Origin of the sequence: Rhizobium sp. S96, from assembly GCF_030382195.1 — a bacterium.
In the GTDB taxonomy this organism is placed as follows: Bacteria; Pseudomonadota; Alphaproteobacteria; order Rhizobiales; family Rhizobiaceae; genus Rhizobium.
On the sequence record NZ_JAUDRY010000026.1, the window covers coordinates 201,929 to 225,408 of the forward strand.

Below are 23,480 nucleotides of genomic sequence, written 5' to 3' on the forward strand. Positions count from 1 at the left end.
GCGCGACCCCTGCTCCCACAGGGACGTGACAAGCATAACAAAGGCCGCCCGTAGCATCGGGTGGCACAACGTGGCGCCGCTGAAGGATTTGACGATGGTTTTTGAGTGTTTTGGAGATCGCAAGAAGGCAGTAATCGCGATGGCCCATATCGGCGCCCTGCCCGGCTCGCCGCTATATAACATGGATGGCGGCCTGCAGAAGCTGATCGACGACGTCGCTTCCGATGTCGAAAAACTCCAGGCTGGCGGCGTCGACGCCATCATGTTCGGAAACGAAAACGACCGCCCTTATGTTTTCAAAGGATCACCGGAAAGCATCGCGGCGATGACAGCCGTCGTGCAGGCAATCAAGCCATCACTCAAAGTACCCTTCGGCGTCAACTATCTGTGGGATCCACTGTCCAGCGTTGCGATCGGCGCGGTGACCGGCGCAAGCTTCGTGCGCGAAATCTTCACCGGCCTTTTCGCATCCGACATGGGCATGTGGGAGCCCGATTGCGCGGGGGCCGCCCGCCTTCGCGCCAATCTCGGCCGCAAAGACATGAAGATGCTCTTCAATATTAATGCCGAGTTTGCACACTCGCTCGACCAGCGCCCCATCGCGCTTCGCGCCAAGAGCGCCGTGTTCTCCTCGCTCGCCGATGCGATCCTCGTCTCCGGTCCGATCACCGGGCAGCCGGCGAACCAATCGGACCTGCGTGACGTATGCGACGCGGTCAAGGACGTTCCGGTTTTTGCCAACACAGGCGTCAATATCGACAACATCCGCGACGTCTTCTCCATGGCGCAAGGCTGCGTGATCGGAACCCACTTCAAGGTTGACGGCAATACCTGGAATGCCGTTGACGCGAGCCGCGTCAAGCGGTTCATGGATGTCGTTGAAACGCTGCGCTAGTACGGGAAGCTCTCATGACTGCGGTCATTGGCCTGGATATCGGGACGACGTCGACTATTGGAATTCTCGTCGGCCTGCCCAACACGATCCTTGCGACGGCATCCCGGCCAGTCACCCTGTCCTCGCCGCATGCCGGCTGGGCGGAAGAAAACCCTGCCGACTGGTGGGCGAATGCGCGCGCCATCATCTCCGAACTCCTCGAAGTGTCCGGCATTTCCGCATCCGCCGTATCGGCAATCGGGGTCACCGGCATGCTTCCCGCCGTCGTCCTTCTCGACAAGGAGGGTGCAGTTCTGCGTCCCAGCATTCAGCAGAGCGACGGGCGTTGCGGAGCCGAGGTCGAAGCGTTGCGCGCCGAATGGAACGAGGACGATTTTCTGGCCCGAGCCGGCAACGGCATCAACCAGCAACTCGTGACCGCAAAGCTGCGCTGGATTGAAAAGCACGAGCCGGAGGTGTTCTCGCGGATTGCTACCGTGTTCGGCTCCTACGACTATATCAACTACCGTCTGACGGGGACGCAGGCGGTGGAACAGAATTGGGCGCTGGAAGCCGGCTTCGTCAATGTTGCAACCGATGCTATTGACGAAGAGCTGGTGCGTCTCGCCCATATCGAGTCTGCCACCATCCCCCCGAAGCGGGCTTCGTCCGACATCATGGGGCATGTCGACGAGCGCGGCTCCTCCGAGACGGGCCTGGCAATTGGCACGCCCGTTGTCGGAGGCGCGGCCGACATGATCGCGTCCGCCCTTGGCGCTGGTGTGATCGATGCCGGCGACGTCTTGCTAAAGTTCGGAGGCGCGGTGGATATCCTGACGGCAACGGACGTCGTCAAGCCCGACCCTCGTCTGTTCCTCGACTACCACCTCGTGCCCGGCCTCTACATGCCGAACGGGTGTATGTCGACAGGCGGCTCGGCGCTGAACTGGTTCGTTGACACCTTTGCGCGCGGTGAGCAGGCGGCGGCGCTCGCAGCTGGCCGCACCATTCATCAGCATCTCGATGCGCTGGCCGCTAAAAAGCCGGCTGGTGCGGACGGCTTGACGATCCTGCCCTATATGCTCGGGGAAAAGACGCCGATCCACGATCCAGCGGCGCGGGGCGTCATCGAAGGGCTGACGCTTTCCCACGACATCGGCCACCTCTGGCGGGCCCTGCTCGAATCCTACGCTTATGCGATCCGCCATCATATCGAGGTGCTAGTCGACATGGGCCATGAGCCGAAACGCTTCCTGGTTTCGGACGGCGGCTCGCACAGCACGGTCTGGATGCAGATCGTGGCCGACGTGCTGAATGCACCCCTGCAGCGGCTTTCGGGTCATCCCGGCTCATGCATCGGCGCGGCTTGGGCAGCGGCGATCGGCGTCGGTCTCGAAAGCGATTGGCGTAGCGTGACACGGTTCACCACTTTCTCCGACATGCTCGAGCCACAAGCGCAGAATGTGCGTATCTACGACGCCGGCTACGACCGCTATCGCGATCTCTATCAACGCCTTGCTCCGAAGTGGAAAACTAGCTGATGGGGGGCATGCCGCACCTTTGCGCTGTTGCCTGGGATATCGACGGGACGCTGGTCGATAGCGAACCGCTGCATCATCGTGCGCTGGTGGCGGCGTCGCTGGAATTCGGAGTGGATCTTCGCGACTTGCCCGATATGGCGTTTCGCGGCGTTCACATGGGCGATGTCTGGAAGCGGCTCGCCCACTGCTTGCCGCCGTTGCTGGAAGAAGAGGTGTGGATCAGCGCCATCAACCGCCACTACGTCCGCGCGCGCCATACCCTTGTAGCCATCCCCGGTGCGGTGGAAACCGTCCGCGCGCTGCATGAACTTGGCATACGCCAGGTCTGCGTTTCCAATTCCTGCCGAGCGGTCGTCGATGCCAATCTCGACGCGCTCGGAATCGGTCGCTGGATCCAATTCTCGATCAGCTTGGATGACGTAACCGAGGGCAAGCCCTCGCCTGTGCCTTACTGCATGGCCGCCCAACGGCTCGGTCGTGCGCCGGCACAGATCATCGCCGTCGAGGACAGCAGCACCGGAATCTGCTCGGCAAAGGCTGCGGGTCTTCATGCCGTCTTTCTGCGCACTGGCGACAATGGCGGCCAGGCGCAACAGGAAGCAAGCCTGCCGGATGTCACGATCGACAATCTTTTGCTCGTGAGGGGGCTTTTCGAGACCAAAGGCGCGCTTTGCCCACAGGCGTGAGAAATGTGCGCCTGTACATTAGCGCCTGCTGCGGCGTATTCTGGATCGATACAGTATGTTTGATTCGAACATGCTATGTTTGAAACGGTCTTCGTCGAGATACTCACGAAGCCGTTGAGGATGAAACGAGCAGTGGATAGATGACGAGCGAGCAATCCGCATCGAAAACGGGTGAACGGCCGAAGTTCCTTGCACAGGTTCGCCAGGCGGCAATCGTTGGCGAGATTAGCAGGGTTGGCTCCGTTACCGTGAGCGAACTCGCCCAGCAGTTGGCGGTCTCTGAGATGACGGTCCGGCGGGACCTGGTCGAGCTCGAAAAGGATGGCAGGCTCATTCGTACCCATGGCGGAGCCGTCAAGCCCGATCGCGCACCGCCTATCCCGGTCACCGATAACTTCGACGGAGAAGAGCCGGCGTTTGATGCCCGTCTCGCACGCAACGTCTCCCTTAAGCGGCGCATCGCGGCGACCGCCGCCGAACTTGCCAACGGCGCGCGCAGTATTGCACTGGATGTGGGAACCACGACTTATTTCGTGGCGGAAGCGCTCGCGCCGCGCCCGCAAGCCAAGATTTTCACCAACAGCATTCGGACCGCCGGACACCTGACGGGCAGAGGACTGGAAACCTATCTCGCTGGCGGCAAGATTCGCAGTGAGGAGATGTCGACGAGCGGACCGTCGGCCGTTGGCCAGTTCGAGATGCTGTGGTTCGATATCGCCTTCGTGGGCGTCTCGGGTCTGACCCCTGAAGGGGTCTTCGATTATTCCTTCGAGGAAACCGACATGAAGCGCGTCTATCTCACGCGCGCCTCCCGCCGCGTGGTGCTGTGCGATTCGACGAAATTCAACCGCATGTCGCTGGTTCTTGTCGCAGGTCTCACCGAATTCACCACTCTGATCTGCGACGAGGCGCCGACGGGCGACCTTGAGAGTGCGCTTAAGAAGGCCGGCGTCGAGGTTATCGTCGCTCGTTGAGCTCGGGCGGACGTTCCATTGCGAGCACAAGTGGCTGCCTGGACCAGCCAGCAGCACTGTAAGCGTGGCTGTCTCTCCCACCTTTCCAAGAGTCACATTGCCACCGGCCGCCCACGTTCCGCGCCGACCGGGCCAATCGCCTTCGCACCGAAATAAAGGTTGAAAGATGTTTCATTCTGTTTGATATTGTTCGCATCCCATTCAATCAAACAGAAATTGCCCGATAACGGGAAATCAACGCGACAGGACGCCTGCCATGCTCCAGACGACAAGCGCTGCGGCGCCAGACAGTCCTTATCCCGATGCAACGGTAGCCGCACCCGTGAAGACGCTCATCGCGGAGATAGGTCGGCGCAGCGGCGAATTTCCGGTCAGCCTTGCAAATCATCTACCGATGGTGCTTGAGGCGATAGCGCGACTTGGCGCCTCGACTGCCCGGCTCGAGGAATATGCCGATCACTATATTCGCGTTCATGCCGTGCCCTTCCCGCCACCGGGGGTCTCACCGCTCGATGAAACCGGCTGGATCGGTGTGCTCGGTGATCGTCGGCGCGAGGCCGATCTGCGGCTGTTCTTCGAAGCCGTCGTCGGACAGATCGGCGGCCCGGCCGCCGTGCGCCAGTATCTCCCGGTGCTCGCACCCGGTGTCGCGGCGTCGGCCACTCATGGTTTGATGCGGCTTGCCTATGCGCTTCTGCGGGAAGACGACACCGAAGTGGCCGCCTCGCTTGGGTATTGGGCCGCCACCTATCTGGCCTATGACGGCATTCCCGCCGATCGCGGCCGGACCGTCACAGATCCATTGGCGCATCTGGTTGCCATGCGCGATGAGCCAAGTCTTCATGGGGTGGAAGCCCCAACACATCTGCTATGGAAATGGATAGAGGCGATGGGCAGGTTGCCGGCGTTTCAGGATCGTCTCGGGCGCATGATCGCAGGTCCGGATTTTCTGGACCGCATCCGCCCCGCAGCACTTTCTCTCTACGCTGGCACGATGAGCTTCGAAGCCTTGCATGCGGTGACCGGCTGCCACTGGCTACGACTGGTCAGTTCTCATGTCGCTGAGCCGCAGCATCTTGCGATGCATTTCTGGGAGGTCGTTCTTGCCCTTTACACCAAGATCGACATGCCGCTCCCGCCCGCCGACGATGTGATGGACGCGTGGCGCCACCTGCCGCTGCCGGATGATCGGGAGATCGCAGCTGCTGCTGTTGCTTCTGATGACGAACACGATCACTCGCTCGTCTTCTCGGCCTTCGAGGAATATCGCTACACTGGCGATCTGCTCTACAAGGTGGTTGCTGCAAGGCGGGTCGGGCTGATCGATTAAGCTCGCCGGCCTCAGATCCGCGCGCCGTCCGGCTGGAAGTGCACCTTGTCGTAGCTGTCGAGCAGTTGGTAGAAATGTTCGACTTCACGCGCGAAAAGGCCACGAGAAATCCCCGAAACCAGCTTCGGAACGCCTGACTTCAGCCCCGTTATGCCATTGCAGATGGGACCGAGGCTCGGCACCGCCGCGCTATTGAACACGTGTATGTTGGCGAGCATCGGCAAGGCACCCGGCGTCTTCTCCTGAAGCTCGAAGGCAGGGCCTAGATAGGGATAGGCCAGAAGATCGGCATCTTCCTCGCCATCTGGCGGGGTAAAGCGGTCCGCCCAGGTGGCGATCTTCTCGATATGGCTAGCGAGTTCGGGCCGATGCGACAGGTCAACACAATAACCTGTTCCAAGCAGCAGGTGATCGAAAAGGAAATCGCCCACCGCAGTTTCGATCCTAACATCGTTCCCGACCATGGTGATCGAGCGCGTTTCAGCGCCCGTTACCAGCCGGCAGTTTGCGAAGGCCATCGCGCGACTGAACATCTCGTTGGTGGGCGGTGTCTTGAATGCAAACATCCGTCGGGTGAAACGATAGCGGCTACCGTCATCAAGATCGGCAAAGTGGTTCAGAAAGCCCGGAAAATTCGACCAGTCCAGAATTTCGGTATGAGGCAGTGTCGGGGAACGGGCCAGCACGGTCACGCTGGCGGCTCCGGCTTCCAGCGCTGCCACAGCCCAATCGAAGCTCGACGCAGCCGCACCTATGACGCCGATGCACTTTCCAGCGAGCGAAGTGGCATCCAGCGCTTCGCCACTGTGTGTCCACCGCGAACGCGGCAGGGCGTCGCTTACCAGGCGTGGCACATTCAGTCCCCCGGCGCCCTCCAGCCCTGTCGCCAACACCACTTTGCGACAGGCGATATCGGCACGCTTGCCGTCCGTGTCGACATGCAGCCGCAGATAGTCGCCCTCAGGAGAGATCGATAACAGCCGCGTACCGTTCTCGATCGATAGCCCGAGAATGCAGCGGAACCAGCCAAGATAGGCCATCCAGTCGGTGCGATCGATCTTGTCGAGTGCGTCCCAGTCGGCCCTGCCCTGGTGGGCCTCGTGCCAGGCGCGGTAGGTCAGGCTTGGCACGCCGAGATCCGGGCCACTGAGTGTCTTCGGAGACCTGAGTGTCCGCATGCGGGCGGTTGTCAGCCAAGGTCCTTCGAGACCGGGCGGGGCAGCATCAATCACTCGGACCCGCTCTATGCCCTGCCGCTTCAATCCGAACGCAAGCGAAAGACCGGAAAGCCCTGCGCCAACGATGACGACATCGGCGATGACTGCGCCGGCAGGATCGCGCCGCTCCGGCACCCATTCGCGCGGCACCGCCTCGATGCTTTCGAGGTCGCGCCGGACCTGAGCCTCAAGCTGTACGAGCCCGCTAGTGCCTGCTGGCTCCTCGTACAAAGCCGAGCGTGGGCTTTCCATTGGGGGTGTCTGAGGCATGTGGCAGCACTCCAGCGTTTTCAGGCAGCGTAACGAACATCAAAAAGTTGTAAAGTGTTTGAATATGTTGTTTTACCCCTTCGGGCGGTGGTACTCGTGCTGATTTCGATGGGCACTTAGCGATACCGACCACAGCAACGAGCACGACTCATCGTCTTCCATCCTGGCTCGATTGTCAAAAAAAATAGTTAAATAAATCAATGATGTAAACGACTGACCGTTTTGCTGAAAAAATCGACAGTCACGTGACTACCGTTTAAGCATTCTGCGGCAGCTTTGAGCAAAGATGCTTTGAGCGTCATCTAAATGTTATTTTTGTGTTTTTTTGTTTGACTTGATGAGGCGTCGCGATAACCTTTCTCCATCAACTCCAGAACGGGAAAGGTTGGCAGCCATGGGGAACGCTTCTTCATCATCCGCACTGAAATCTTCAGGACATGTAGTAGCCACGGCATTCGCGGCACTTTTGGCGACGACGGCCTATACGCAGGCCAAGTCGCTCGAGGGCGTTACTTTGACCATCGCCTCGATGAACGACGGCTTCTCGAACGTGCTGACCAAGCTCGCGCCGGAATTCAAGGAAGAGACTGGCGCCGACCTCAAGATCGAGATCATGGACTACGGCACTCTTCTGACCAAGACGACCGCCGATTTTATCGGCGATACCAAGGGCTATGACCTCGTCACCATGGACATCGTCTGGGCCGGCGCCTTTGCGGAAAACAAGTATTCGGTCGATCTGACGGACTGGGTCAAGCGCGACGCCGCCGAACTTGATCTCGACGACATCTACCCGGTCGCGCTGGAATCGCTTGGCCAGTACAAGGGCAAGTACGTTGCCTTCCCGCTTGCGGCCTACGCCAACGTCCTCGCCTACCGCAAGGACGTGCTCGCGGCTGCCGGCCTCAAGCCGCCGGCGAGCATGGAAGAGCTGGTGGCGGATGCCAAGAAGCTCAACGACCCGTCGAAGAAGATCTACGGTTTCGTCGCCAACGGGCAGAAGGGCCCGGCAGTCGCTCAGGATTGGATGCAGTACAACAACCAGCTCGGTGGCTCGATCGTCGACAAGGACGGCCAGCCGGTGTTGAACTCCGAAGCCAACATCAAGAGCCTGACAGTCTACAAGGAGCTGTTCACTGAAGCTGCACCTCCCGGCGCGATCGAATATGATTGGGGCGGCCGCGAGGAAAGCTTCCGCCAAGGCATGGCGACCTTCATGCAGACCTGGTCGGTTGGTGCCGCGGCCTATTCCGATCCGAAGGTGTCGAACATTGTCGGCAAGGTCGGTATAGCGGTCGCACCGGTTGCCAACGGAATGACGCCGCAATACGGCGTGGGCGGTTGGGGTCTTGCCATCAATGCGGACGTGGACAAGGCCAAGCAGGAAGCTGCCTGGACCTTCATCAAGTGGGTAACAAGCAAGAAAATCCACAAGGAATTCAATATGATGGGCGCTGGCGGCTTTATGCGCAAGAGCCAGATGACCGACCCCGACCTGCTCGCAAAATATGATTTCCTGCCTGTCATCGCCGAAACCTATGAGCACGGCAATGGCGAGTTCCGCCCGCGCATTCCGGAATACCCTGAGATCCAGGACCTGCTTGGCACCGCCGTCAATTCCGTGCTTGCGGGCGCTGCGACGCCGGAAGAGGCGCTCGGCAAGGCGCAGGAAGCCGCCAAGAAGCTGTTCTGATGCCATCTCGCGCGCCGCCTGCCCGGCGGCGCGCGAAATCCGGCCGATTGGCCTTGATCTGTCCGTCCGCAGGCCTTCTTAATCTGGTCCTGTGATGCGCCAGGCCGAGCGGCCTTCCTTTAATGAGCTTTATTCCGATATGCGCTACAGCTTCTCCGACCGCCGCAGGTTCTTCCTGTTTTTGATGGCAACGCCCGCCGTGCTCTATGTGGCCGCCGTCGGGCTCTGGCCGCTGGCACAGGGTATCGGCTACAGCTTCTACAAGTACAATCTTCTGCGCCCTGCCCGCACGCAATTCGTGGGTTTTCAGAACTACATCGACATCTTCTCCGATGCCTCGACGCGCAGGGCGATCCTCAACACCTTCCAATTCACTTTCTTCAGCGTCGCGTTGCAGCTTGTTCTGGGTTTTGCACTTGCCCTGCTTCTGTGGCGCGACAGCCGCTTCAACCGAATGGTGCTCGCTTTCCTTCTCATTCCCTCGACGATCACGCCGCTGGTCGTCGGTCTGATTTTCAAGGCAATGCTCGGCGCGGACTACGGCATTATCGGCTTCTTTCTTTCGGAGGCCGGCATCGGTCCCCGCACCGGCCTGCTGACGGACGCCAGCACGGCATTGTGGATGCTCATTCTGATCGATTGCTGGGAATGGACGCCGCTCATGACGCTGATCCTGCTTGCCGGCCTCAAGGCGCTTCCGGGTGACGTGCTGGAGGCCGGACGTGTCGATGGCGCCACCGCCTGGCAACGCTTCCGCATGTTGATCCTACCTTTGATGCTGCCATCAGTATTCCTGGCGCTGACACTGAGAACGATGGACGCATTCCGGGTATTCGATTCTGTTTTCGTCACGACCGGCGGCGGGCCCAACGATGCCACCAATACGCTCATGATGCTTGGCGTGAAGGAAGGCTTGCAGTTCTTCAATGTCGGTTTCGCTTCCGCGGTCGGAAATGTCACCCTCCTGTTCATCGCGTTGATCGCCACCGTGCTGCTGCTGGTGGTGCGTCGCGCCGATGTCCGGATCAACGGGAAGTAAGCCGATGGCAAAGGTCTCCACACGCCGCATCGTTGCCGAAAGAACGACCGTTCTCATCGCCACGATCCTGTTTCTCCTGCCGGTCTGCTGGCTGATCTCGACCGCCTACAAACCGTCCAACCAGATATTCTCGGTTCCGCCGCGCTTGACGTTCGAGCCAACCCTCGATCAGTTCCGCCAGGCCTTCGCACTTTTCGATGTCGTCTCATTGGTCCGCTCGTCACTGATCATCAGTATCGGCACCACGCTTCTGTCACTCGTTCTCGGTGTGCCCGCCGGCTATGCTCTCGCGCGCTCGAAGTCACGCTTCTCCGCCGGTTTTGCCTATTTCTTTCTGGCGATCCGCATGATCCCCGCGGTCGCCGCGCTGATCCCCTTCTATCTCTTGATGCGCGATATCGGGCTCCTCGGCACGTGGTGGGCGGTCATCGTGTTCAACACGATGCTCAACTGCGCATTCGTGACCTGGATGATGTTCTCCTATTTCAAGGCGTTGCCGCCCGACATGGAAGAAGCGGCACTGACCGACGGCTGCACGCAGATGGGGTCTTTCCTCAAGGTCGCCGTGCCCGCTGTGCGCTCCGGCATCATTGCCTGCGCCCTATTCTGCATGATGTTCTCGTGGAATGACTTCCTGCACGCCATGTTCCTGACCACGCTCGATTCAAAGCCGATCTCGGTCGCCCTCCTGACCGCCTATGGCACCAAGGACATCACCTGGGGCACGCTCGGCGCTCTCGCTCACTTTTCAACAATCCCGATTGTCCTGATGGCGCTGTTCATGAACCGCTATTTCGTTCAGGGCGCGACTAACGGCGTACAGTAGGACTGACAGCATGGCCCAAATTTCGTTCGAGAACGTTTCGAAGACCTATCCGGGCGGCAAGGCCGCCGCCTTGGTCGACTTCAACCTTGATATCAATGACGGTGAGTTCCTGGTGCTCGTCGGGCCATCGGGCTGCGGCAAGACCACGGCCCTGCGCATGATCGCGGGACTCGAGGATATTTCCGGCGGCACGCTTAAGATCAACAATGCAGTCGCCAACGATCTCGCCCCGCGCGACCGGGACATCGCGATGGTCTTCCAGTCCTACGCGCTCTATCCGCATCTGACGGTTGCGGAAAACATCGCTTTCGGTCTCAAGGTGCGGGGCGTCAAATCCGATGTCATTTCCCAGAAAGTGGGCGAGACAGCGCAACTTCTCGAACTGACCGAGTTCATGGACCGCAAGCCCGCCCGGCTTTCCGGAGGACAGCGCCAGCGTGTGGCCATGGGCCGCGCGCTCGTGCGCTCACCAAATGCCTTCCTTATGGACGAGCCGCTTTCGAACCTCGACGCCCGCCTTCGCGGCCAGATGCGCGCGGAAATCGCTCGCCTCCAGCGCATGACAGCTGTTACCACCGTCTATGTCACGCATGACCAGGTCGAGGCCATGACGATGGGCCACCGCGTCGCCGTCATGAACAAGGGTACGTTGCAGCAACTCGACACGCCCCGGCGACTCTACGACAACCCCGCCAACATGTTCGTGGCGAGCTTTATCGGCTCGCCGCCGATCAACTTCATTCAGGCGGCAGTGGTTTCGCACGAGAACGCGGCGGCGGTGTCCTGTGGTGATTTTCTGCTGCCGCTCGGTGCCTCCGGTGAGTGCCTGTCGTCAAGGATCGGCAAGACCGTCATCCTCGGCATCCGGCCCGAACATCTGAAAATCGCGGCAGAAGCAGGTGCGACGGGGACGATCTCGGCGCGAGCCAGCTTCGTCGAAGATCTCGGCGCGACGCTCCTCCTCCACATGGACGGGCACGGTATCGCGATTGGCCACGCCAATATGGTGGAAGACGAGCGCGATCTGATGAAGACGGCACCCAAGCTGAAGGCCGTCGTCGACAGCAGCCACCGCATTTCCCGCGACGATGCGGTCAGCTTTACCCTGGATCCTGCCCTCATTCTCTTCTTCGATGCACACACCGGAGGCGCGCTATGAAACCTTCGGAGGTCGTGGATTTCTGGCCGCTCGGCGGTCCGGTCCTGAAGGCGCAGATTGCGCTTGTCATCATCGACATGCAGGTGGATTTCTGCGAACCTGGCGGCTGGGTCGACCAGCTTGGCGAAGATGTCTCGAACACGCGCTCGGTGATCGAGCCTATCCGCGAGGCGCTGGAAACCGCTCGATCCGCCGGGATCACCATCGTCCACACGCGGGAAGGACATGTCGCGGATCTCTCCGACCTTCATGCCAACAAGCAGTGGCGCACCCGGGTTCATGGCCTCGGTATTGGAGACCGCGGCAAGAACGGCCGCATTCTCGTCCACGGCGAGCCCGGTTGGCAGATCATTCCAGAGCTTGCACCGCTGCCTGGCGAATTGGTACTCGACAAACCGGGAAAGTCGTCATTCCATCGCACTGAACTTGCCGAAGAGCTGGAAAGGCGCGGAATTACACGGCTGGTCGTCACCGGCGTCACGTCAGATTGCTGCGTGCAGTCGACCATCCGTGACGGCTACGAACACGGCATCGAATGCGTCTTGCTGGAAGACTGCACGGCCGCCGTCGAGACGCCGAACCACGACGCCACGCTGGAAATCCTGAAGGCCTATGGCGGTCGCTGGGGCGGCGTTTCCAACCGCGTGGCGTTCCATGACATGATGGAGTTGGCCGATGACTGAAGCCACGATCAGCCTTTTCACACCGATCACGTCACAACCTTATGCCTGGCCCTTCGACGGACGCTGGTCGGCGGGCGATACGGCTTTACTTTTGCTGGGTTTCCAGCGGGCGCCGGTCGCAGAGCTTGCCGCCGAGACAGAACTGGCCGCGGCATCTGAATTGCTGAATACCGCCTCCACACTTGGCATCACCATTGTTGCCGTTCGACGCGGTTACGGTCCGCAGGAGAGCCCGCTTGCTGCCAGGCGGCGTGCACTTGGGGATACCATTCCCAAGCGCGGCAGCGCCGAATGGCGCTTCGATGAGCGCTTGCCGCTCCCAACCGACGCCATCATCGTCGATATTTCCGGCGACAATGCGTTCTTCAGCACCGGTCTTGAAGAGGAACTGCGCAGGCGCGGGGTACGCAATCTTCTGCTCACCGGGTTTCCGACCGAAGGTTTGGTGCACGCCACCCAGCGCGCGGCCAACGACATGGGTTTTGAATGCATGGCGGTTGCCGATGCCTGCAAAGGCACGTCTTCGCAACGCCACAGCGCCCAGCTTCGTATCACCACGTTCGGCAACGGCCTGTTCGGCACCGTAGCCAATTCCGCCGACATCCATTCGGCCCTCAAGAATCTCTAGGAGCATACCATGTCCGAAATGCCTTGGACCGACGCCACCGGCAGTCTCGATCTCGCGACGCTGACGAAGGCATATGCCAGCGGCGCCCTGACGCCAACCCGTGTGATCAACGCGATCTACGACCGCATCGCAGCCCGTGGCGACGACCATGTCTGGATCTATCTCGTCTCCCGCGAAACCGCGCTCGCCGCGGCAAAAGAGCTTGAAGCGCAGGGCTATGATGGTCGCGCGCTCTGGGGCATTCCTTTCTCGGTGAAGGACTGCAACGACATTGTCGGTCTTCCGACGACAAACGCACTGAAGGAAGGCGCCTATATCGCGACCTCCAGTGGCCAGGCGCTCGACCGAATCTTCGACGCCGGCGCGTTGTTGATAGGCAAGACGAACATGGACCAATTCGGCATTGGCCTCGTCGGCATGCGCTCGCCCTATGGTGCGTGCTCGTCCGTATTCGACGACCGCTTTATCTCCGGCGGCTCGAGCTCCGGTTCCGGTGTGTCGGTCGCAGCCGGTCTGAGCAGTTTCTCTATCGCCAACGATGCGGCTGGTTCCGGCCGGGTTCCGGCGGGCTTCAACAATATTGTCGGCATCAAGCCAACGCCGGGCCTTATCAGCAACGCTTGCGTTTCCGGCGGCGGTTGCGTCAAGACCATCGAGACGCTCTCGATCTTTTCGCTGACGGTCGAAGACGGGATGAAGGTCCTTGACCTCATCGCCGGCTACGATCCTTCCTACCCCTTCTCCAAGCCTGATGCAGATGCGGTCCCGCTCATCCCTGTCGCCGTGCCCCCGCAGTTTCGCTTCGGCGTACCGGCGGGAGCGGCGTTGCGGTTCTTTGGCGATACTGAAGCCGAACGTCTCTTCAACGAGGCGATCGCCCGTCTGACGGCCATGGGTGGCGAGAAGGTCGAGGTCGACTTCACGCCCTTCGACGAGACCCAGCGTATTCTCTATGAAGGTCCATGGATTTCCGAGCGCGCACTCAGCCTTGACAGCGTGCTTGCCAAGTACGGCGAAGCCATTCACCCGGTCACCCGGGAAATCCTGTCGCGGTCCGGAAATTTCTCGGCGCTCGATACCTTTGCGGCGATCCACCGCATCGCTGAACTGAAGCGTGACACTCGCGCGGCCTGGGATGACATTTCCGTCCTCATGGTGCCGACGACACCGACGATCTACACGAAGGATGAAATTGCGGCGAACCCGATCCAGCTCAACAGCAACCTTGGAATCTACACCAACTTCGTCAATCTGATGGGGCTCTGCGGCATTGCCGTGCCCAATGGCTTCCGCAACGACGGCCTGCCGCTCGGCGTGACCTTCCTTGCGCCAGCCTTTGAAGAGGCGCGCGCCGCAGGCATCGCGGCCGCCTTCCACAAGGCGACCGGCCTCAACCTCGCCAAGTTCGACAACCCCTATCCCGAGGCTATCGAAACGGCACTCGCTGAGGACTATCGCGAAATCGCCGTCGTCGGGGCACATCTTTCAGGAATGCCGCTCAACCGTGAACTCAAGGAGCGCGGTGGCTTCTTCCGCCGAGCCGCAGAGACCACGAGCGACTATCGCCTGTTTGCGCTCGACGGGACCGAGCCGCCCAAACCCGGCCTAGTCCGTGTCGCCTATGACGGCGGGCCAATCGCCGTCGAGGTATGGGCGCTGCCGGTTGCCGGCTTCGGCGATTTCATCGGTCGTATTCCGGCGCCACTCGGCGTCGGCAAGCTGTCGCTCGCCGATGGTTCAACGGTGACTGGCTTCCTGTGCGAGACAGCGGCGACGCAAAGCCAGCCTGATATCACCGCCTATGGCGGTTGGCGCAGCTACGTCTCAAGCCTCAGCGCCTGATCGTGAATATCGGAAGCGAGACGCCTTGCACGCCTCGCCAAGGTACTGGAGTTAAGGCCAGATCGATGGGTGGCCGGCGACGAAATGGCACATTGCAGCCCGCCGCCCCTACTTCATTACGGAGCAGCATCTCAGTCCTCGCGAAGGCGTTGCCGTTGCGACATCGGACCTAGCTTGGAATCAATTGGCCAAGGCTCCCACGGCCGGCCAAGAGTAGACCTCGGCGGCACGCCGAACCAGGGCATTTGCCAGCACGAATCCGCGATCGGAATCCGTCATGACAACGATGCCTTGCCCGCGTGCTGGAAACATTAGGAGGTACGACTGATAGCCGACGTTGTGCCCACGCTTCATGAGGACGACATCATCGCCAGCTCCGTGGACGGCGGCGCCGAGCCCATAGGGTCCATCGCCCACTCGCTCCAGCATCGCCTCGACCGTATCGGGGTTGAGAAAGCGCGAGCGCGCCTGATAGACATCAGTGATCGCGATAAGCAGCTTTGCGAGATCGGAGGGTGTGGACCAAAGACCCGCCGCTGCAAGCTCTGGCGTCACACGCCAGCCACCTGAAATTTCCTGTCCGTTGGCCGTATGGCCACGCGCCACGCATTGCAGGAGTGCCGGAGGCAAGGGGTAACTGAAGGTACTGCTCGCCATGCCCAAAGGATTAAGGACTTGTTCCGCTGCGACGTCGGCGAACCTACGTCTCGTCGCATCCTCGATGAGAGCCTCGACGACCTCGTAGCCACCGCCCGAATAGGCGTATTGATTGCCCGGCTGAGCGACGACAGCCACCGGTGGTGAGTTGGCGGGCGGGGTGCCGTCCAGAATCTGCGGCAGCGTCGGGAGCGAAGAACCGATGGCATAGCCACGGAAGCTGGGGACATTGATCCCCGCGCGCATGCTCAACAGCAACCTCAATGTAACCGGGAGCCCATCCGTTATCGGCGGGCGAGCTGACGTCCATCGTTTCTGGATGCCATCGACAGGTGCGTCCAGCGACAGTACGCCTTTGTCTACCAGCCTGAGAGCGACGACAGCGGTGACGAGTTTCGACAGACTGGCGGCCTGGTAGATAGGCTCGGCGCATTCCGATCCGATGGCCTCAGTCCAGGCGATTTCGCCTCCGTCAATCAAGGCTATGCTCGCGGTTTGTATCCGTAATGCCTGCATGGCTTCGTATAGATCGAGCGTCTGTCCAACGCCGTTCGGAGCCTTGATCGCTAGAAATTCGAGCGATCTGTGCATATCGTCAGTGCGAAACGCCTGGATGGCGGGTGCACTCGTAAGCAGAGCGACACAGACAGTCAGCGCCAGCACGCGTACAAAGCTTCGCCTTATCCCTATCACGACGCCGACCTCCACGTTTCCACAGCGTGCGAGCCCTCTGGAATTCGCGTATTCGATTTGAGCGTGCGAAGCTTACAACGGAGTTGTCTTGACTGCAGCTAGGCCAAATGGTTGGTCGGGCATGAAGATGCGGCGCAGTATGTTGCGGCTAGCCCATCCCGATTCAAAGGCCCGTGACCCGAAAACCTGTCTCTCGATCGACAAAGCACGCCCTGCGGCAGGGCGTTGGCATCCCTTGCAACGCCCAGCGCGTCGGCAAGGGCCGCAAACGCGTCGATCTCGATGTCGGCCAGTCGCGACAGTTCGTCGGGGCGAGCAGGCCGAATACTCAAACCATCAGCCTGTGTCTCGCTCATTCGCGCAGCCTCACATGTTCGGATAGACCGGCCCCTCGCCGCCCTGCGGCGGCACCCAGTTGATGTTCTGGTTGGGGTCCTTGATGTCACAGGTCTTGCAGTGGACGCAGTTCTGGGCGTTGATGACGTAGGTTTCCTCACCGTCCTTCTCCACCCATTCGTAGACACCGGCCGGACAGTAGCGGGTCGAGGGACCGGCATAGATGTCGTGCTCGGACGAGACCTGCAGCGCCATGTCCTTTACCTGCAGGTGCACCGGCTGGTCTTCCTCGTGGTTGGTGTTCGACAGGAACACCGACGAGAGCCGGTCGAAGGTGAGGACACCGTCAGGCTTCGGATAGGCGATCGGCTTGTGCTTCGAAGCCGGCTCCAGCGAGGCGGCATCGGTCTTGCCGTGCTTCAGCGTGCCGAAGAAGGAGAAGCCGAGCAGCTGGTTGGTCCACATGTCGAGGCCGCCGAGCGCCACGCCGATTGCGGTGCCGAACTTCGACCACAGCGGCTTGACGTTGCGGACCTTCTTGAGGTCCTTGCCGATGTCGCTCGAACGCCAGTCGTTCTCGATCTCGACCACTTCGTCATTGGCGCGGCCGGCGGCAATCGCGCCGGCGATCCGGTCCGCCGCCATCATCCCCGACAGCACCGCATTGTGGCTGCCCTTGATGCGTGGGACGTTGACGAAGCCGGCCGAGCAGCCGATCAGGGCGCCACCAGGGAAGGAGAGCTTCGGCACCGACTGGTAGCCGCCCTCGGTGATCGCACGCGCACCGTAGGACAGGCGCTTGGCCCCCTCGAAGGTGCCCCGGATCGACGGATGCGTCTTGAAGCGCTGGAATTCCTCGAAGGGATAGAGATAGGGGTTCTTGTAGTTCAGGTGCACCACGAAACCGACGGCCACGAGGTTGTCTTCCAGGTGATAGAGGAAGGAACCGCCGCCGGTCTTCATACCGAGCGGCCAGCCGAAGGAATGCTGCACGAGACCCTGCTTGTGGTTCTCCGGCTTCACCTGCCAGAGTTCCTTGATGCCGATGCCGAATTTTTGGGGCTCACGATCCCGGGACAGTTCGAATTTCGAGATGAGCTGCTTGGTGAGCGAACCACGCACGCCTTCGCCGATCAAAACGTACTTGCCGAGCAGCGCCATGCCGCGGGTGTAGTTCGGGCCGGGCTCGCCGTTCTTCTCGATACCCATGTCGCCGGTGGCGACACCGATGACAGCGCCTTCGTCGTTGTAGAGCACTTCGGTTGCGGCAAAGCCCGGATAGATCTCGACGCCGAGCGCCTCCGCATGGCCCGCCAGCCAGCGACAGACAAGCCCAAGCGATACGATGTAATTGCCGTGATTATTCATCAGCGGCGGCATCAGCATGTTCGGCAGACGCACAGAGCCGGCCGGGCCGAGCAGCAGGAAGTGGTCGTCCTTGACCTCGGTCTTGAACGGATGATCCGTCTCCTGCCGCCAATCCGGCAGCAGCCGGTCGATGCCGATGGGATCGACGACGGCACCCGACAGGATATGGGCACCGACCTCGGCACCCTTTTCCAGCACGACGACGGACAGCTCGGGATTGAGCTGCTTCAGCCGGATCGCAGCCGACAGACCCGCAGGACCGCCGCCGACGATCACCACGTCGAATTCCATGCTTTCGCGTTCGGGCAATTCCTGCGCGCTCAATTTCTATGCTTTCCTCTCGTTAGGTTGCGTACCAGCCCGGGATCCGACGGCCCGAGCGACAAAACGTCCAGGCGGCGACGGATCGCCGCTTTGAAAAAAAACGAACTTCTCGCTCTTTCGATCACAGCGCCTTCTGCAATTCCGGCAAGACGTCGAAGAGATCGGCGACGAGGCCGTAGTCGGCAACCTGGAAGATCGGCGCCTCTTCGTCCTTGTTGATGGCGACGATGACCTTCGAATCCTTCATGCCGGCAAGATGCTGGATCGCACCGGAGATGCCGCAGGCGATGTAGAGATCGGGAGCAACCACCTTGCCGGTCTGGCCAACCTGCCAGTCGTTCGGGGCATAGCCGGCATCGACGGCGGCACGGCTTGCGCCGACGGCAGCACCGAGCTTGTCGGCCACCGGCAGGATGACCTCCTGGAACTTCTCGGCCGAGCCGAGCGCACGGCCGCCGGAGATGATGATCTTGGCAGAGGTCAGTTCCGGACGGTCGGAGGCAGATAGCGCGTCCTTGACGAAGGTGGAGAGACCCGGATCGGAAACGGCCGGGATCGCCTCGACGGAAGCGGAGCCGCCGTCGGCTGCTGCGGCGAAGGACGCCGTACGCACGGTGATCACCTTTTTGGCATCGGTCGACTGCACCGTCTGGATGGCATTGCCGGCATAGATCGGACGCTTGAAGGTGTCGGCGGAGACGACCTCGATGATCTCCGAGATCTGCGCGACGTCGAGAAGGGCTGCGACGCGCGGCAGCACATTCTTGCCGGTCGAGGTGGCGGCGGCGATGATCGTATCGTAGCCGGCAGCCAGCGAGACGATCAGATCGGCCAGCGGCTCGGCCAGATTGTTGGCAAGCTCGTCGCTTTCGGCGAGCAGCACCTTGGAGACGCCTGACAGTTTGGCGGCGGCATCGGCGGCCGCTTTGACGCCCTTGCCGGCGACGAGAACGGTGACATCGCTTCCCTTTTCCTTGGCGATCTTGGAAGCGGCCGTCAGTGCCTTGGCGGTCTGGTCGGAAAGGCTGGCATTGTCGTGGTCAGCCAGGAGAAGAATGGCCATGGTGATGTTTCCTTTCGAACCTTAGAGGACGCCGGCTTCGGACTTGAGCTTCTCGACGAGCTCGGCGACCGACTTGACCTTGACGCCTGCCTTGCGGCCGGACGGCTCCTCGGTCTTCAGCACCTTCAGCCGCGGAGCGGTGGAGACGCCGAAATCAGCCGGGCTCTTCTTGTCGAGCGGCTTCTTCTTCGCCTTCATGATGTTCGGCAGCGAAGCGTAGCGCGGCTCGTTGAGACGCAGATCGGTGGTGACGACGGCTGGAAGCTTGATCTCGATCGTCTGCAAGCCGCCATCGACTTCGCGGGTCACCTGCGCCTTGCCGTCCCCAATCTCGATCTTCGAGGCGAAGGTGGCCTGGGCCGAGCCGAGGAGGGCTGCCAGCATCTGGCCGGTCTGGTTCGAGTCGTCATCGATCGCCTGCTTGCCGACGATCACAAGACCCGGCTGCTCGGCGTCGGCGACACCCTTGAGGATCTTGGCGACAGCGAGCGGTTCGACGGCATCGTCGGTCTCGACCAGGATGGCGCGGTCGGCGCCCATGGCGAGTGCGGTGCGCAGCGTCTCTTCTGCCTTCGCGGGACCGATCGACACAACCACCACTTCCTCGGCCTTGCCGGCTTCCTTCAGCCGCAGCGCCTCTTCCACAGAGATCTCGTCGAACGGGTTCATCGACATCTTGACGTTCGCGAGCTCAACGCCTGTGCCATCGGCCTTCACGCGGATCTTCACGTTGTAATCAACGACGCGTTTTACGGGTACGAGTACTTTCAATTCATCTTCCTCTCGGCGAGATCTGGTTCAAACAGGTCGGCTGAAATTCGTCCGCATGGCCAGTCATTCCGCGGCCTCGAAGGTCCATGCATTCTTGACCAGCCGCTGGAAATCGGCAGGTGGCATCAGGCCAAGCGCGACAATGGCGTCTGCAACCGTACCGCCGCTTTTCATGGCGGTAGCCGCGATGCGAGACGCCCCTTCATAGCCGATCAGCGGGGCAAGCGCGGTGACCACGACAAGGCTGTTGTTGACGTGGTCGGCGCATCGCTCAGCATCGGCTTCAATGCCATCAACGCAGCGCTCTGCCAGAACATTGATAGCCCGGCTCAGAATGCGAATGGACTGGAGGACATTGAGAATGATCACCGGTTCCATAGCATTCAACTGAAGCTGGCCGGCTTCGGCGGCAAATGTCACAGTGAGGTCATTTCCTATGACCTGATAGGCGACCTGGTTGACCATCTCGGGGATAACAGGATTGACCTTTCCAGGCATGATCGAGGATCCCGGCTGAACTGCCGGGAGACGTATCTCCCCGATGCCGGCCCGCGGTCCGCTGCTGAGAAGCCGCAGATCGTTGCATATCTTGGAGAGCTTCACGGCGATCCGCTTGAGGACGCCGGAGAAGGTCACGAAGGCGCCGACATCCGAGGTTGCCTCAATCAGGTCCTTGGCCTTGACCAAGCTGTAACCGGACACTTGGCACAGATGGGCGATCGCCCTTTGACCGTAGCCGGCCGGCGAATTGATGCCCGTACCGATGGCAGTGGCGCCGAGATTGACCTCCTTGAGCAGTTCGCTCAGCTGGTTGATGCGGTCGATATCCTCCTCGACTGTCGCGGCAAACCCTCCGAACTCCATGCCGAGCGTCATCGGCACGGCGTCCTGCAGCTGGGTACGGCCGACTTTGCCGATAGGGGCGAACTCCACCGCCTTGCAGGCGAAACTCTGGCGAAGCCGATCCAGCGCGCCGACGAGATTTCCGCATTGGCTGACGACCGCGAGCCGCATCGCTGTGGGATAAACATCATTGGTGGACTGCGAGAGGTTCACCTGATCGTTAGGATGAAGGTGGGTGTATTCGCCGGGCTTGTGACCGAGTTTGATCAGCGCGAGGTTTGCGATGACCTCGTTCGCGTTCATGTTGGTGGAGGTCCCGGCGCCGCCCTGGATCATGTCGACAACGAAGTGCTCGTGATGCTGGCCGGCAATGATGCTGTCACAGGCCGCCACGATCGCATCGTGGGCGCGGGTTGAAAGTACGCCTGAGTCCATGTTGGCGAGCGCGCAGGCCTTCTTGACCATTGCCAGCGCGACGACGAGTTCGGGGAAATCCCGAAGCCGGACATCGGTAATCGGAAAGTTCTCGACCGCACGGGCTGTCTGGATGCCATAGAGGGCGTCGACAGGAAGCGTCATGTCGCCGAGGAAATCATGCTCACTGCGTTGGGCAACGGTCATCAATTGCGATCACCCTCCAGCCCGGCGGTGGTGGCCAGATAGCTCTTCAGAACCCTGTCGCTCTTGATGGTCCAGCGAACGGGCGTTCCCTTCTTGATAAGCCAGCTGTCTCCCTGCCTGTAGAGATTGCTGACGCCGGTCCGTTCATCAGTCAGTTCGACCTCACCCTGCATCACCGTCGCATGCTCGTGGAATGGGTAGACGACGCGATAAACCCCGCGCGTTGCGGCATATAGCCCGCCGAACACAGGACCTTCGGTCGAGCCAAGGTCGATGCTGCCGGAGCACTGGATAGGGCCTGACACGGTCTCGGCGCCGATATCTTCAGGTGCTCCCCAATCAGCCAACTCCGTCTGCTGAGCTTGGGTTATATATGAGTGCATCGCAGGTCTCTCCCTCCGCGTGTATCCAGCGTGATCCGTGGCATCAGCGTGTGGGGACGTCATCTCTTGCGGCACGCGCTTGACGACCACCCTGGCAATGCCTTGCCGGACCGCAGGGCAATCTGTCGGGATCGAGATGCCAAAGAAACAATAGTTTTCTTCGTCGGCAATTAGGCCGGGCCTAATCATCGTGACGACGGATAAAACCCGCCTTTCGACATCAGGGGCTCCATTCCTCGCCAATTACCCGCTGGGGTCGATGTGGGGATTTTCCTAATCAACGCTGAACCAAACACTTATGTCGGCAGCCCCACCTTTCCGTTATCGATTCATACACGTTGGCCCCAAGGCCTGAATTCGAGCACAACCTGAGAGGGACCCGTATGTCGATTGAAACAGTGGATACGCTTGTGGTTGGCGCCGGCCAAGCGGGAGTTGCGATGAGCGAACATCTCGGCAAGCAAGGCGTCTCTCATGTCGTCCTGGAGCGCAATCGCATTGCCGAGAACTGGCGTACCGCACGCTGGGACTCGCTGGTTGCCAACGGTCCCGCATGGCACGATCGGTTTCCCGGGATGACGTTTTCGGATGTCGGAGACGATGCGTTCGCACCGAAAGAGCGCGTCGCCGATTACTTTGTCGACTACGCCAAACAGATCTCGGCGCCGATCCGCTGTGGTGTGGAGGTCAAGGCCGTGAAGCGGAATTCAGAAGGTCCGCGTTTCCGGGTCGAAACCTCCGATGGCATTTACGAGGCAAACAATATCGTTGCGGCAACCGGGCCGTTCCAGGTGCCGGTATTTCCTGCCATCGTTCCGCAGACGGAGGGGATCGAGCAGATCCATTCCCATGCCTATCGCAACCCCGACCAGCTTCCCGAGGGCGCGGTGCTTGTCGTTGGCGCCGGATCTTCCGGAACGCAGATCGCCGAGGAACTGATGCGCTCGGGACGGCGCGTCTATCTTTCGGTTGGTCCTCATCATCGCCCGCCCCGGCGCTACCGCGGCAAGGACTTCGTGTGGTGGCTCGGCGTCCTCGGCATCTGGGATCTCAAGGTCCCCGCCCCGAATACGGAGCACGTCACGATCGCGGTCAGCGGCGCCGACGGTGGCAAAACGGTCGATTTCCGCCAGCTTGCCGAGCGCGGCATGACACTGCTCGGCATGGCCAAGTCCTATATCAACGGCACGCTGCAGTTCGCTGGCGACCTCAAGGACAACATCACGCTGGGCGACAGGAACTATCTCGACCTGCTCGATCAAGCCGACGAATATGCGCGGAAACACGGGCTCGATCTTCCGGAAGAGCCGAACGCGCGCGCCCTTTCCAAGGACCCCGCCTGTGTGAGCGATCCGATCCTTTCGCTTGATCTGAAAAAGAACGGCATCACTTCGATCGTCTGGGCGACCGGCTATTCGTTCGATTTCAAGTGGCTCCACCTCGACGCATTCGACGCCAAGGGGCGCCCCGTGCACGAACGCGGCGTTTCCAGAGTGCCCGGCCTGTTCTTCCTCGGCCTCCCATGGCTTTCCCGCCGCGCATCGTCCTTTATCTGGGGCGTCTGGCACGACGCAGCCTATCTGGCTGAGCAGATCGCCGATCGCGAGGAGCCGGAACAGCGCGTCCGGTTGCGCTAGGAGGCGTCGCCTGCCTGGCTTA

20 protein-coding genes are annotated in these 23,480 nt (G+C 60.8%); 13 read left to right on the top strand and 7 right to left on the bottom strand.

Features of this window, described 5'->3' with window-relative positions; translation table 11 throughout:
- The first annotated feature begins 94 nt into the window (after positions 1–94).
- The 5 genes from QTL94_RS21285 to QTL94_RS21305 all read left to right on the top strand — a co-directional run bounded on the left by QTL94_RS21285 (position 95) and on the right by QTL94_RS21305 (position 5,405).
- Positions 95–895, top strand: coding sequence for a BtpA/SgcQ family protein (locus QTL94_RS21285; RefSeq protein ID WP_065692238.1), 801 nt, complete (start codon positions 95–97; stop codon positions 893–895).
- 14 nt (positions 896–909) lie between these two features.
- Positions 910–2,415 (top strand): FGGY-family carbohydrate kinase, encoded by a 1,506-nt coding sequence (locus tag QTL94_RS21290; RefSeq protein WP_065692034.1) that lies wholly within the window; start codon positions 910–912, stop codon positions 2,413–2,415.
- A complete protein-coding gene (locus QTL94_RS21295; protein WP_065692033.1) occupies positions 2,415–3,101 on the top strand; it encodes an HAD family hydrolase in 687 nt (228 codons plus the stop codon). Before QTL94_RS21290 ends, QTL94_RS21295 begins: the two co-directional genes overlap by 1 nt.
- A 140-nt stretch (positions 3,102–3,241) precedes the next feature.
- A complete protein-coding gene (locus QTL94_RS21300) occupies positions 3,242–4,075 on the top strand; it encodes a DeoR/GlpR family DNA-binding transcription regulator (protein ID WP_065692032.1) in 834 nt (277 codons plus the stop codon).
- 256 nt (positions 4,076–4,331) lie between these two features.
- Positions 4,332–5,405 (top strand): questin oxidase family protein, encoded by a 1,074-nt coding sequence (locus QTL94_RS21305; RefSeq protein ID WP_065692031.1) that lies wholly within the window; start codon positions 4,332–4,334, stop codon positions 5,403–5,405.
- Positions 5,406–5,416: 11 nt separating this feature from the next.
- On the opposite strand, the gene QTL94_RS21310 is transcribed toward QTL94_RS21305, so the two are convergent.
- Positions 5,417–6,892, bottom strand: coding sequence for an FAD-dependent oxidoreductase (locus QTL94_RS21310; protein ID WP_244499501.1), 1,476 nt, complete (start codon positions 6,890–6,892; stop codon positions 5,417–5,419).
- 394 nt (positions 6,893–7,286) lie between these two features.
- On the opposite strand from QTL94_RS21310, the gene QTL94_RS21315 reads away from it, so the two are divergent.
- The 7 genes from QTL94_RS21315 to atzF all read left to right on the top strand — a co-directional run bounded on the left by QTL94_RS21315 (position 7,287) and on the right by atzF (position 14,762).
- Positions 7,287–8,585 carry an extracellular solute-binding protein gene (locus QTL94_RS21315; RefSeq protein WP_065692029.1) on the top strand — a complete coding sequence of 433 codons (1,299 nt, stop codon included), beginning with the start codon at positions 7,287–7,289 and terminating at the stop codon, positions 8,583–8,585.
- Positions 8,586–8,724: 139 nt separating this feature from the next.
- Positions 8,725–9,624 carry a carbohydrate ABC transporter permease gene (locus tag QTL94_RS21320; RefSeq protein WP_065692237.1) on the top strand — a complete coding sequence of 300 codons (900 nt, stop codon included), beginning with the start codon at positions 8,725–8,727 and terminating at the stop codon, positions 9,622–9,624.
- A gap of 4 nt (positions 9,625–9,628) precedes the next feature.
- Positions 9,629–10,450: a carbohydrate ABC transporter permease gene (locus QTL94_RS21325; protein ID WP_065692028.1), complete on the top strand. Its 822-nt coding sequence runs from the start codon at positions 9,629–9,631 to the stop codon at positions 10,448–10,450.
- Positions 10,451–10,460: 10 nt separating this feature from the next.
- Positions 10,461–11,609: an ABC transporter ATP-binding protein gene (locus QTL94_RS21330; RefSeq protein WP_065692027.1), complete on the top strand. Its 1,149-nt coding sequence runs from the start codon at positions 10,461–10,463 to the stop codon at positions 11,607–11,609.
- A complete protein-coding gene (locus QTL94_RS21335) occupies positions 11,606–12,292 on the top strand; it encodes a cysteine hydrolase family protein (protein ID WP_065692026.1) in 687 nt (228 codons plus the stop codon). The genes QTL94_RS21330 and QTL94_RS21335 overlap by 4 nt, the downstream gene beginning before the upstream one ends.
- Positions 12,285–12,920, top strand: coding sequence for an isochorismatase family protein (locus QTL94_RS21340; protein ID WP_065692025.1), 636 nt, complete (start codon positions 12,285–12,287; stop codon positions 12,918–12,920). Before QTL94_RS21335 ends, QTL94_RS21340 begins: the two co-directional genes overlap by 8 nt.
- Positions 12,921–12,929: 9 nt before the next feature.
- Complete coding sequence (gene atzF / locus QTL94_RS21345) at positions 12,930–14,762, top strand: allophanate hydrolase (protein ID WP_065692024.1); 1,833 nt, start codon at positions 12,930–12,932, stop codon at positions 14,760–14,762.
- Between the two features lie 180 nt (positions 14,763–14,942).
- On the opposite strand, the gene QTL94_RS21350 is transcribed toward atzF, so the two are convergent.
- The 6 genes from QTL94_RS21350 to QTL94_RS21375 all read right to left on the bottom strand — a co-directional run bounded on the left by QTL94_RS21350 (position 14,943) and on the right by QTL94_RS21375 (position 21,821).
- Positions 14,943–16,112, bottom strand: coding sequence for a serine hydrolase domain-containing protein (locus QTL94_RS21350; protein ID WP_289803083.1), 1,170 nt, complete (start codon positions 16,110–16,112; stop codon positions 14,943–14,945).
- Positions 16,113–16,478: 366 nt separating this feature from the next.
- Positions 16,479–18,107 carry an electron transfer flavoprotein-ubiquinone oxidoreductase gene (locus tag QTL94_RS21355; protein WP_065692235.1) on the bottom strand — a complete coding sequence of 543 codons (1,629 nt, stop codon included), beginning with the start codon at positions 18,105–18,107 and terminating at the stop codon, positions 16,479–16,481.
- Positions 18,108–18,261: 154 nt separating this feature from the next.
- Positions 18,262–19,203, bottom strand: a complete 942-nt coding sequence (locus QTL94_RS21360; RefSeq protein WP_065692023.1) for an electron transfer flavoprotein subunit alpha/FixB family protein — start codon at positions 19,201–19,203, stop codon at positions 18,262–18,264.
- Between the two features lie 21 nt (positions 19,204–19,224).
- Positions 19,225–19,974: an electron transfer flavoprotein subunit beta/FixA family protein gene (locus QTL94_RS21365; protein WP_065692022.1), complete on the bottom strand. Its 750-nt coding sequence runs from the start codon at positions 19,972–19,974 to the stop codon at positions 19,225–19,227.
- A 63-nt stretch (positions 19,975–20,037) separates the two neighbouring features.
- Positions 20,038–21,438 (bottom strand): aspartate ammonia-lyase, encoded by a 1,401-nt coding sequence (locus QTL94_RS21370; protein ID WP_065692021.1) that lies wholly within the window; start codon positions 21,436–21,438, stop codon positions 20,038–20,040.
- Positions 21,438–21,821 (bottom strand): cupin domain-containing protein, encoded by a 384-nt coding sequence (locus QTL94_RS21375; protein ID WP_065692020.1) that lies wholly within the window; start codon positions 21,819–21,821, stop codon positions 21,438–21,440. The genes QTL94_RS21370 and QTL94_RS21375 overlap by 1 nt, the downstream gene beginning before the upstream one ends.
- 383 nt (positions 21,822–22,204) lie before the next feature.
- On the opposite strand from QTL94_RS21375, the gene QTL94_RS21380 reads away from it, so the two are divergent.
- A complete protein-coding gene (locus tag QTL94_RS21380) occupies positions 22,205–23,458 on the top strand; it encodes a flavin-containing monooxygenase (RefSeq protein WP_065692019.1) in 1,254 nt (417 codons plus the stop codon).
- Positions 23,459–23,480: the final 22 nt, after the last annotated feature.